Below are 9377 nucleotides of genomic sequence, written 5' to 3' on the forward strand. Positions count from 1 at the left end.
AGGCGGCTTCGCCGCGATTATTAAACTTCCTACTTCCTACTTCTAACTTCCTACTATACATTGAAATTTTAACTATAAAAGTTGAAGTCTATTATGCAGCAAACTAACCGAATCGCAGACATTTACCGCCCTGTCGAAGAGCGTGTCAAGGACAACAACGAAGTCGAGCGCAAGCTCACATCGATAGAAGTGGTGGGCCAGGCGGGCCGCTGCCACACGTGCGGAATCCCGTTCTGTCATGGCGCGGGTTGCCCGCTTGGGAATCTCGTCCCCGAATTCAATGCGGCAATAGCCGTAGGGAATGCGGAACGTGCTTACGACATCATCAGTAAAACGGCGTTCTTCCCGGAGTTTACGGGCCGCGTTTGCCCCGCGCTCTGCGAGTCTGCCTGTACCGGCAACGTGCATAACGACCCGGTGATGGTTCGCCAAATCGAAAAGTTCATTATCGAAACAGCATTCGAAGAAGGCCGCGTGGTGCTCCCGACGGCTGAACCGAACGGAAAATCTGCTGCGGTTATCGGTTCAGGCCCTTCAGGACTTTTTGCCGCCGAAGCTCTTCGCCGTAAAGGTTTTGCTGTTACCGTTTATGAAAAACGCGAGAAGGTGGGCGGGCTTTTGCGTTACGGGATTCCGAACTGGAAACTCGACAAGTCCGTCATTGACCGCCGCGTCGCGTTGCTCGAAACTGCAGGCATCAAGTTTGTTTGCAGTACAGAAATCGGCAAGGACATTTCGGCTGAATACATCCACAAGAATTTCGATTACGTGTTCTTGGCGATTGGAACGCCGAACGCCCGTGACTTGAAGATTCCTGGTCGTGATGCCGAAGGCATTTTCCTCGCGTTGGACTTTTTGCATGGTGCAAACAAGCCGGGTGAAACGAATCCTGAAAAGTTCTCTGCCAAGGGCCGCAAGGTTCTCGTGATTGGCGGCGGCGATACCGGTAACGATTGCGTGGGTAAAGCCATTCGTGAAGGATGCGAAAGCGTGCTGCAAGTCGAATTCATGCCGAAACCGCCCGAGGAACGTTCTTCGTCAACACCGTGGCCGGATTGGCCGTACATGTTGCGTACAAGTTATGCCCAGCATGAAGGCGGTGAACGTCGCTGGAACGTTTCTTCAAAGCAGTTTATTGTGAAAGATGGTCGCGTGGCTGGTGTCGAAGCTGTTCGCGTCGAATGGGAAATGTCTCCGCAGGGTCGCCCGCTCAAGCCGAACGAAGTTCCGAATTCAACCGAAATCATTGATACGGACTTGGTGGTGCTCGCGATGGGCTTCACTGGAGTTCCTGCCGAAGGCATCGTGAACGACCTTGGCCTGCAACTCACTCCGCGTACGGCGATTATCCCGGATCCGGCACGCCATATTTATGCGGTGGGCGACTGTGCAAATGGTGCGTCCCTTGTGGTGCGTGCGATGGCTGATGCGAAAGCGAAAGTGGCTTCCATTGAGTAACGAGGTTTACTAGCAAAATTATGTTTGGATTTTATCGTTTTGCGGCTGTTTCGCCTATTCTAAAAGTGGCTGATACAGCTTTCAATACCGAAGAAATCATCAAAAGCGCAAAAATTGCCGTCTCTAACGGGGCGGCTTTTGTCGTTTTTCCTGAACTTTGCATTACGGGTTATACATGTAGCGATTTATTCCATCAGGAATTGTTGTTGCAGAACAGCTCCCGTGCGTTGTTGAAGATTGTAGAAGCATTCGCCGATAGCGATGCGGTAATAGCAGTGGGATTGCCTCTTCGGATTTTTGGCCGTTTGTATAACTGCGCAGCTTTTGTGCAGCGTGGCAAATTGATTGCGGTGACTCCGAAAATCCATTTGCCGAACCAGCGCGAATTCTATGAGAAACGCCATTTCTCCAGCGGTCGTGATTTGTTGCGTGGAGCGTGTGGCGCTCTGGCTGGGAATGTCGCGGGTGCTGTGAAGTGTGCTATAGAAGGCGTGGGGGAGGTTCCGATTACGAATTTCTTCACGGTAAAGGGCTGCGGCTCAGGTGTTGCGAATGGCGAGGGTTCCGAAGTCCGCGTGGGCGTAGAACTTTGCGAAGACTTGTGGACTCCTATGCCGCCTAGCGGTGAACTTGCTTTGGCCGGTGCAAATGTAATCGTAAATTTGTCTGCAAGTGATGCTCTTGTGGGCAAAAGAGATTATCGCCGTAATTTGGTGATAAACCAATCTGCCCGTTGCATGGCGGCGTACGTCTATGCATCTGCCGGGGTTCATGAATCGACGACGGACATGGTCTTTAGCGGTCATTTGATGATTGCGGAAAATGGCAGCATGATTGCTGAAAGCAAGCCGTTTTCTCGTATTACAGAAATTGTATATGCCGATGTCGATGTAGAACGCTTGAATATGCAGCGTTTGAGCGAGGGGTCGTTCCAAGATTTTGACAGCCGCAGTTTTTATGCACGTGCGGCATCTTTCGATGGCCTGCGAACTTGCGATACGCTCCGGTATCGATTCGTTTCTCCTACGCCGTTTGTGCCGGGTTCTCTTGAATCCCGCGACCAGTCGTGTACAGAAATTTTCAATATACAGTGCGCGGGCCTTGCGAAGCGTCTTGATGCATCGCATTCCAAGCGTGCCGTGATTGGACTTTCGGGCGGTCTCGATTCTACACTCGCGCTTTTGGTGGTGGCTGAAACGTTCAAGTTGCTAGATCGCCCTGCTTCGGAAATTTTGGCTCTTACGATGCCTGGTTTCGGGACGACGAAACGCACGAAGAATAATGCGGTTGAATTGGCAAAACTATTGGGCGTAGAACTTCGCACGGTTGATATTCAAAAAGCTTGTCTGCAACACTTTGACGATATCGGCCACGATCCGCAAAAGCTCGATGTGACTTACGAGAATGTTCAAGCTCGCGAACGCACGCAGATTCTAATGGATATCGCGAACAGCGAGGGCGGCATTGTGATTGGCACGGGTGATTTGTCCGAAATTGCACTTGGATGGAGCACGTACAATGCCGATCACATGTCCATGTATGCGGTGAACTGTGATATTCCGAAAACGCTTGTCCGCCATATCGTGAACTGGTATGCAGACCGTTCCGATGTTGCGCTCAGTGATGTGCTCAAGGATATTTTGGATACTCCGGTTTCTCCGGAACTTTTGCCCGCCGATAATAACGGACAAATTGCACAAAAGACCGAAAGCATTTTGGGGGCGTACGAGATTCACGATTTCTTCCTCTATCATTTTGCAAAGTACGGTGCATCTCCAGAGAAACTTTTGTTCTTGGCGAAGTACGCCTTTGCGGGTAAATTTACGGATGAAGCTATTGAGAAAGCTCTCGCTGTATTTGTGCGCCGATTCTTTACGCAACAATTCAAGCGCAGCTGTATCCCGGACGGTCCAAAAGTCGGAACGATATCGCTATCGCCCCGTGCCGATTGGCGCATGCCGAGCGACGCCTCTTTTACCGATTGGCTCAAATAACTGGAAAATCTTTAAGCCGCGCTACAGCTACAAACCGATGCCGTCTCGCACGGCATTTTTTTTCATTTCCCGTTTTAAACAGTCCTTTTGGCAAAAAAGTGTTACCAAATCTCAGAAAAAAACTTTTTTGGTAGCATAATTCATGAATAAAATAATCAATTTTAGCATCTAAACGGGTTTTATGCACTGTGATATGTTACCAAATTAAAGAAAAGTACGAATTTGGTAACATGAAACCAGCCTTTTTAGCACGAAAATTAACAGATAAACTAGAAAAAGTGCTACCAAAATCAAAAAAAATTTCTTTTTGGTAACATAAAATCGCAAAAAAGCTTCGAAAAATCGTAAAACCCCGGAACGAAAGTTCCGGGGTTGCTTAGTCAACAGAGATACTTTTCTAGGTTTTAGGTTGTAGGCTATAGGGGATAGGTTCATTAGGCGGCTTGGCCGCGATTATAAAAGGCCTAACTCCTAAAACCTATTACCTAATACCTCAATTCTACATATTGCTGAAGATTTGGAATCCGCTGTAAGATTCTTGTCCGTGTTCGCTTTGGTCGAGGCCGCGGAGTTCTTGACGTTCCGTAACGCGCAGGCCAATCGTCTTCTTGATGGCGAGGAAGATCACGCTTGCAGCTGCGAAGCAGGGGAGAGCGTAAGCGATAACGCCAATGGCTTGAGTGCCGAGCGTGTAGTCGCCAGTGATATCGAAGAGGCCGACTGCGAGCGTTCCCCACACACCGTTTACGAGGTGAACCGAGAGAGCACCGACCGGGTCATCCAAGTGGAGGCGGTCAAAGAGGAAGACTGCACCGACGACGAGCACACCAGCGATAGCACCGATAATCCAAGAGGAGAGCGGGGTTACAACGTCTGCACCAGCGGTGATGGCGACAAGACCAGCAAGGCATCCGTTCAAGGCCATGGTGGCGTCCGGCTTCTTGGAAACAATCCAGCTCGTAAGCGTTGCGGTAATGATGCCAGCCACAGCGGCGAGGTTCGTGGTCACGAGAATCCAGCTAGTTGCCTTCGGGTCACCGTTAAGAGCAGAACCGGCGTTGAATCCCCACCAACCGAACCAGAGCATGAATACACCGACGGTTGCGAGCGGAATGTTGTGAGCCGGGATTGCGTGCACCTTGCCGCCGACATACTTGCCGATACGCGGTCCGAGAATCATCACGCCAGCGAGAGCTGCCCAACCACCCACAGAGTGGACGAGGGTAGAACCCGCGAGGTCGTGGAAACCAGCCTTGCCAATGGTAGAAAGCCAGCCGCCGCCCCATGTCCAGCTACCCACGATCGGATAGACGAGCGCAACATAGACAAGCGTGAAAATCAGGAAAGAGTTGAGCTTCACGCGTTCAGCAACAGCACCGGAAACAATCGTTGCGGCGGTTGCGGCAAACATGGCCTGGAACAGCCAGTCTGTGAACAAAGTGTAATGGCCATTGTATGCGGCGGTGAAGTTTGCCGGGTTTGCCCAGTCGCCAATGCCAAAGCCTGCGAATCCGAGCCAGCCCGTGATGGCGTTGAATGTGCCCGGATACATCAGACCAAAGCCGAGGGCTGCGTAAACCGTGATGCCGATGGCCGGCACGGCGATGTTTTTGAAAGCGACGTTCGCTGCGCACTTGGCGCGAACAAGACCTGCTTCGACACAGGCGAAGCCGAGACCCATGATAAACACCAACATGGCGCTGATCATGATCCAAATGTTTTCCGTCATAAAGATTGCATCGCTGACGGTTGCGACTTGAGTTGCTGCGTTCATTGGTTTAAATCCTTTTTTAGTTGATAGTTTGCTAACTAAACAAGTAGGCAGTAGGAAGTCGGAAGTTGGAAGTAGAAAATCAATTGTGTGATTCTACTGCCTACCGTCTACTGTCTACTTCCTACTAATACTTATCCAATCGCCTCCGACCCTGTTTCGCCGGTGCGGATGCGGATGCACTGTTCTAGACTCGTGACGAAAATCTTCCCGTCGCCGATTTCTCCGGTGCGAGCCCCGGCAATAATCGCATCAATACAGGGCTGTACATATTCATCATTCACGGCAATCTTCAAGCAAATCTTTTTGAGCAAATTCACTTCGGTCACGACGCCGCGGAAACGTTGGTTGTAACCCTTCTGCTGGCCGCATCCGAGTACGTTGGTAACTGACATCTTGTAAATCTTCTTCTCATAAAGTGCTTGCTTTACGAGGTTCAGTCGTTCGGGTTGGATGTAAGCTGTAACGAGCTTCATGTTCCTATCCTTTTGTTGAGGTTGTTTTTTGTTTTCGCTGAACCTATTGCAAAAGGCGTGCCAAAAAAATCAAAAAGTCAAGAAAACCGCTAAAATAAGCGAAAATAGAGGGGAAAATGCCGTTTTGACTTCATTTTGTATAATTCGTCAAGGAAAATTGATTTGTTTTCTTTACATTTTATTAGCTCAAAACGGAAAAGATGCATAAAATGTAAAGCTTTCTTTCGCGATTTCTATTTTCTGATTTGGAGTTGTTTACTTCATTTTTGCTCATAATCACACTTTTTATCTTTCTCTTATAAAATTAATTTTATTTACTTATATTTATATTAATATATCTAAATGGCTTCCGTTTGACAAACGGGCCACTGAATGTCGTATTTCAATAGGTGTAAGATAAAGGTGTAAAAATGACAAAATTGAATTTTATTCGTAGTGTAACTATTGCTTCATTGACTGCAACTTTTTTCAGTCTAACGATGATCGGTTGCGGAGAAGATTCTTCTTCTGCCCCCGAAGATAACCTGATGGAAAAATCCATTGACAAGATGACTCTCCGCGAGAAGGTGGGACAGATGTTCTTTGTGCGTCCCGAAGCGCTGGATACGGGTATCCATTGGAACGAATATGCTGAACTCACGGATTACAAGCTGCAAAAGGTCAATAAGACCATGCTTGTCATCAACGAGGATTATCCTGTCGGCGGTGTGATCCTGTTTGCGCACAATATCGAGAACGCAAGCCAACTCTCCTCTTTCGTGAAAGAAATCAAGAAGCTGAACGGTTCTCCGCTGCTCGCGATTGACGAGGAAGGCGGGCGTGTGGCACGCATTGCGAATAACGGCACTTTCAACGTTCCCAAGTACGAAAGCATGGCCGCCATTGCAAAAAACGGTGACCCGAATGATGCCTTCAAGGCATCGTTTACCATTGGGAGTTACGTCAAGGAGTATGGATTCGACATCGACTTTGCCCCGGTCGCTGACGTGAACACGAACCCCGAAAACATCGTCATTGGTCCGCGTGCTTTCTCCGACGACCCCGAAACTGCCGCCAAATTCGTGGTGAGCTACTTGAACGGACTTGATTCCGCAAATGTCATCGGCACGCTCAAGCATTTCCCCGGCCACGGCGACGTGAAAACCGACACGCACACGGGCTATGCCGAAACGAACAAGACATGGAATGAAATGCTCAAGTGCGAAATGATTCCCTTCAAGGCAGGAATCAAGGCTGGCGCGCAGATGATTATGACTGCCCACATTGCGGCACCCAAGGTGACGGGCAACGATTTGCCTTCCACGCTTTCTCCCGTAATCTTGCAAGAAAAACTCCGCGGTGAACTCGGTTTCAAGGGAGTCATCGTGGCCGATGCCATGGACATGGGGGCCATCACCAAGCAGTTCAGCAACAGCGAAGCCGCCATCAAGGCGATCCAGGCGGGCGTCGATATCATCCTTTGCCCGAAGGATTTCGTAGGGACTTTTGACGCTGTGGTCAAGGCGGTCGAAAAAGGTGACATCAAGGAATCGCGTATTGACGAAAGCGTTCAACGGATTCTTGAACTGAAGAAATAGAATAAAAAAATGAGCGGCAATCGTCATTGTCTTCGCTCGCCGCTAGCCAACTAAAACGAAGCCTTGCTCCGTTTACTCCGCAAGATTCCACCCCAAGGGGGCACTATCCCTAACGCGAAAGACGGGATGGTGTCTCCGCCCTTAAAATATATTGAAATCAATGAATTTGTAAAAACCAGCGTTTTTCGCCGCTTCAAATTCACCTTCGTCAAAGGACTTGTTTACTAGACCTTCATGGATGTTTTTTACAAAGGTTTCTTTTAGCGGATCAAGGTCATTTTTTATAGTGTTGTAAACGACAAACGAGTCAAGCCCAGCATAATCGTGGACAAGTTTGCAAGCAAGGTCAGACACGCATTGAATACCATTTGATCTTCTTTCTCAAGAAGTTCTTCTGTGGAATGAATATCCTTTGTATATTTTTGAATTTTCAAGAGGGATTCGAGCATTCCCAACAAATGGAAAAGGTCATTCCTGGGATGATCATTCGATACGGATGGACTCCTTGCTTGCTCGATACAAAATAATGGGATTTGCAAATTTCTCTATGACGACATCCACGGACTTGCCTGTCTTTTCGGAAAGTTCCTTCCGCAAGGACAACAGGTCATTGTAGTCCTGGTAATCGCGAACTAGCAGGTCAATATCGTTGGGAGTCGCTGTCCGGACAGACGAGCCGAATACAAATACATCCTTCAGGCGATACTTCGCAAGAAGTTTGTTTTCACGGAATATCCGTAGTATGTTTTCGGCGAACACCATAATTTTCCCTTGTTACATTACCAATATGCATTTTTCGGTCCGTTCGTGCAATGGGACTAGGGGTGACTTAGGGTTGATTTTGTAATGATAGAGAATCTACAGAGGGAAGATTAAATAATAAGATAGCACATCTGAGCAATCGTATTCTCCGATACCGTCCATGTTCATCCAAGCAATATCAAATTCAACGGGCCATGTTTTATCCTTTAAAATAAAATAGAAACCATAATCGTCATGTATAGTTATATAACGCCGAGATTCCTTCCAATTTTCATCTTCAAAGTTAAAATTCACTAACGAATCTTTATCCCAATTGTCGAAATCTTTTACAATAGGTTGTTGTAATGCTAGAATCATGTTGTCTTTTACTTTCGTATAGCATTCAGCCCACTCATCGCTATCTTCACTTTTTGTTTTTTCGCCTGAAATATGTACTCTGTATATTTTTCGTTCTTCAAGATCGTTAGCATCTAAGCTTATCATTAGCATTGCTGTGACATTGTCTAGGACATTTTTGAATCGCTTTCTATCCTCTGTTTCACGAGTTAAAAACCAATAACTGTAATGTAAAAAAGACGAGAATCAAGATTTCTCTTGACTCTCGTCTTTAATTTTTCGTATCCGGTAGGAAAGTGCAGGACTGGATTGGACGAACCCTGTCTACTGTCTACTTCCTACTGTCTACTTGCCGAAGGCGGCTTACAAGCTAATCAACCCTTCCGTATCCTTGGACATGGCGTCATAGAATGCGTAGCGTGCATCGACTTCCTTCTGGAGGTCGTCGGCGAGCTTCTTGGCCACTTCCGGATTGTTACGGGTGAGCTGCTTGTAGCGGTTTTCGGTGTAGATGTATTCTGCGACCGGAATAGTCGGCTTCTTGGAGTCGAGGATAAGCGGAGCCTTTCCTTCGGCGGCGAGAGCCGGGTTGTAACGGAGCAGAGTCCAGTAACCGGAATCCACGGCCATCTTCTGGTGCTGAAGCTGGCTGTTGAGATCGAAACCGTGGTTGATGCAGGGGCAGTAGCAGATGATCAGAGACGGACCATTGTGAGCTTCTGCTTCCTGAAGAACCTTCAGGGCCTGGGCGTCGTTTGCGCCGAGGGCGATACGGCCCACGTAAACGTTCTTGTAGCTCATGGCGATAAGGCCGAGGTCCTTCTTGCCGGCGCGCTTACCAGCGGCAGCGAAGAGGGCGACTGCGCCACGGTTCGTGGCCTTGGAAGCCTGTCCACCGGTGTTGGAGTACACTTCGGTATCGAGGACGCAGATGTTCACGTTTTCACCGGTTGCCATGACGTGGTCGAGACCACCGTAACCGATGTCGTATGCCCAACCGTCG

The 9377-nt window shown here is 48.4% G+C and carries 8 protein-coding genes and 1 pseudogene; 3 read left to right on the top strand and 6 right to left on the bottom strand.

Annotated features, from left to right (window positions below):
* Positions 1 to 93 precede the first annotated feature (93 nt).
* Positions 94 to 1458 (top strand): glutamate synthase subunit beta, encoded by a 1365-nt coding sequence (locus IKG78_RS00880; RefSeq protein ID WP_290938178.1) that lies wholly within the window; start codon positions 94 to 96, stop codon positions 1456 to 1458.
* A 14-nt stretch (positions 1459 to 1472) separates the two neighbouring features.
* Positions 1473 to 3452 (top strand): annotated as a pseudogene (locus IKG78_RS00885) (NAD(+) synthase); the annotation flags it as partial.
* 499 nt (positions 3453 to 3951) lie between these two features.
* Here IKG78_RS00885 and IKG78_RS00890 read toward each other — a convergent pair.
* Positions 3952 to 5226, bottom strand: a complete 1275-nt coding sequence (locus IKG78_RS00890) for an ammonium transporter (protein ID WP_290938180.1) — start codon at positions 5224 to 5226, stop codon at positions 3952 to 3954.
* Positions 5227 to 5357: 131 nt separating this feature from the next.
* Positions 5358 to 5699, bottom strand: coding sequence for a P-II family nitrogen regulator (locus tag IKG78_RS00895; RefSeq protein WP_290938182.1), 342 nt, complete (start codon positions 5697 to 5699; stop codon positions 5358 to 5360).
* Positions 5700 to 6109: 410 nt separating this feature from the next.
* Here IKG78_RS00895 and IKG78_RS00900 point away from each other — a divergent pair, with 410 nt between their 5' ends.
* The gene (locus tag IKG78_RS00900) at positions 6110 to 7276 is read left to right on the top strand and encodes a glycoside hydrolase family 3 protein (protein WP_290938185.1); all 1167 of its coding nucleotides are present in this window, start codon (positions 6110 to 6112) and stop codon (positions 7274 to 7276) included.
* Between the two features lie 141 nt (positions 7277 to 7417).
* On the opposite strand, the gene IKG78_RS00905 is transcribed toward IKG78_RS00900, so the two are convergent.
* The 4 genes from IKG78_RS00905 to IKG78_RS00920 form a co-directional block, all read right to left on the bottom strand.
* Positions 7418 to 7630 carry a HepT-like ribonuclease domain-containing protein gene (locus IKG78_RS00905; RefSeq protein WP_290938187.1) on the bottom strand — a complete coding sequence of 71 codons (213 nt, stop codon included), beginning with the start codon at positions 7628 to 7630 and terminating at the stop codon, positions 7418 to 7420.
* A gap of 129 nt (positions 7631 to 7759) precedes the next feature.
* The gene (locus IKG78_RS00910) at positions 7760 to 8038 is read right to left on the bottom strand and encodes a nucleotidyltransferase domain-containing protein (RefSeq protein ID WP_290938190.1); all 279 of its coding nucleotides are present in this window, start codon (positions 8036 to 8038) and stop codon (positions 7760 to 7762) included.
* Between the two features lie 96 nt (positions 8039 to 8134).
* A complete protein-coding gene (locus IKG78_RS00915) occupies positions 8135 to 8521 on the bottom strand; it encodes a hypothetical protein (protein WP_290938192.1) in 387 nt (128 codons plus the stop codon).
* A gap of 216 nt (positions 8522 to 8737) precedes the next feature.
* Positions 8738 to 9377: thiamine pyrophosphate-dependent enzyme (locus IKG78_RS00920; protein WP_290938194.1), on the bottom strand; the 640-nt coding region annotated here is incomplete at its 5' end.

It is taken from the genome of Fibrobacter sp., assembly GCF_017545445.1.
Classification (GTDB): Bacteria; Fibrobacterota; Fibrobacteria; order Fibrobacterales; family Fibrobacteraceae; genus Fibrobacter.

Coding starts and splice junctions, on each gene's coding strand:
- IKG78_RS00900 (WP_290938185.1), top strand. CDS start 6,110: ATGACAAAATTGAATTTTATTCGTAGTGTAACTATTGCTTCATTGACT.
- IKG78_RS00895 (WP_290938182.1), bottom strand. CDS start 5,699: ATGAAGCTCGTTACAGCTTACATCCAACCCGAACGACTGAACCTCGTA.
- IKG78_RS00915 (WP_290938192.1), bottom strand. CDS start 8,521: ATGATAAGCTTAGATGCTAACGATCTTGAAGAACGAAAAATATACAGA.
- IKG78_RS00910 (WP_290938190.1), bottom strand. CDS start 8,038: ATGGTGTTCGCCGAAAACATACTACGGATATTCCGTGAAAACAAACTT.
- IKG78_RS00880 (WP_290938178.1), top strand. CDS start 94: ATGCAGCAAACTAACCGAATCGCAGACATTTACCGCCCTGTCGAAGAG.
- IKG78_RS00890 (WP_290938180.1), bottom strand. CDS start 5,226: ATGAACGCAGCAACTCAAGTCGCAACCGTCAGCGATGCAATCTTTATG.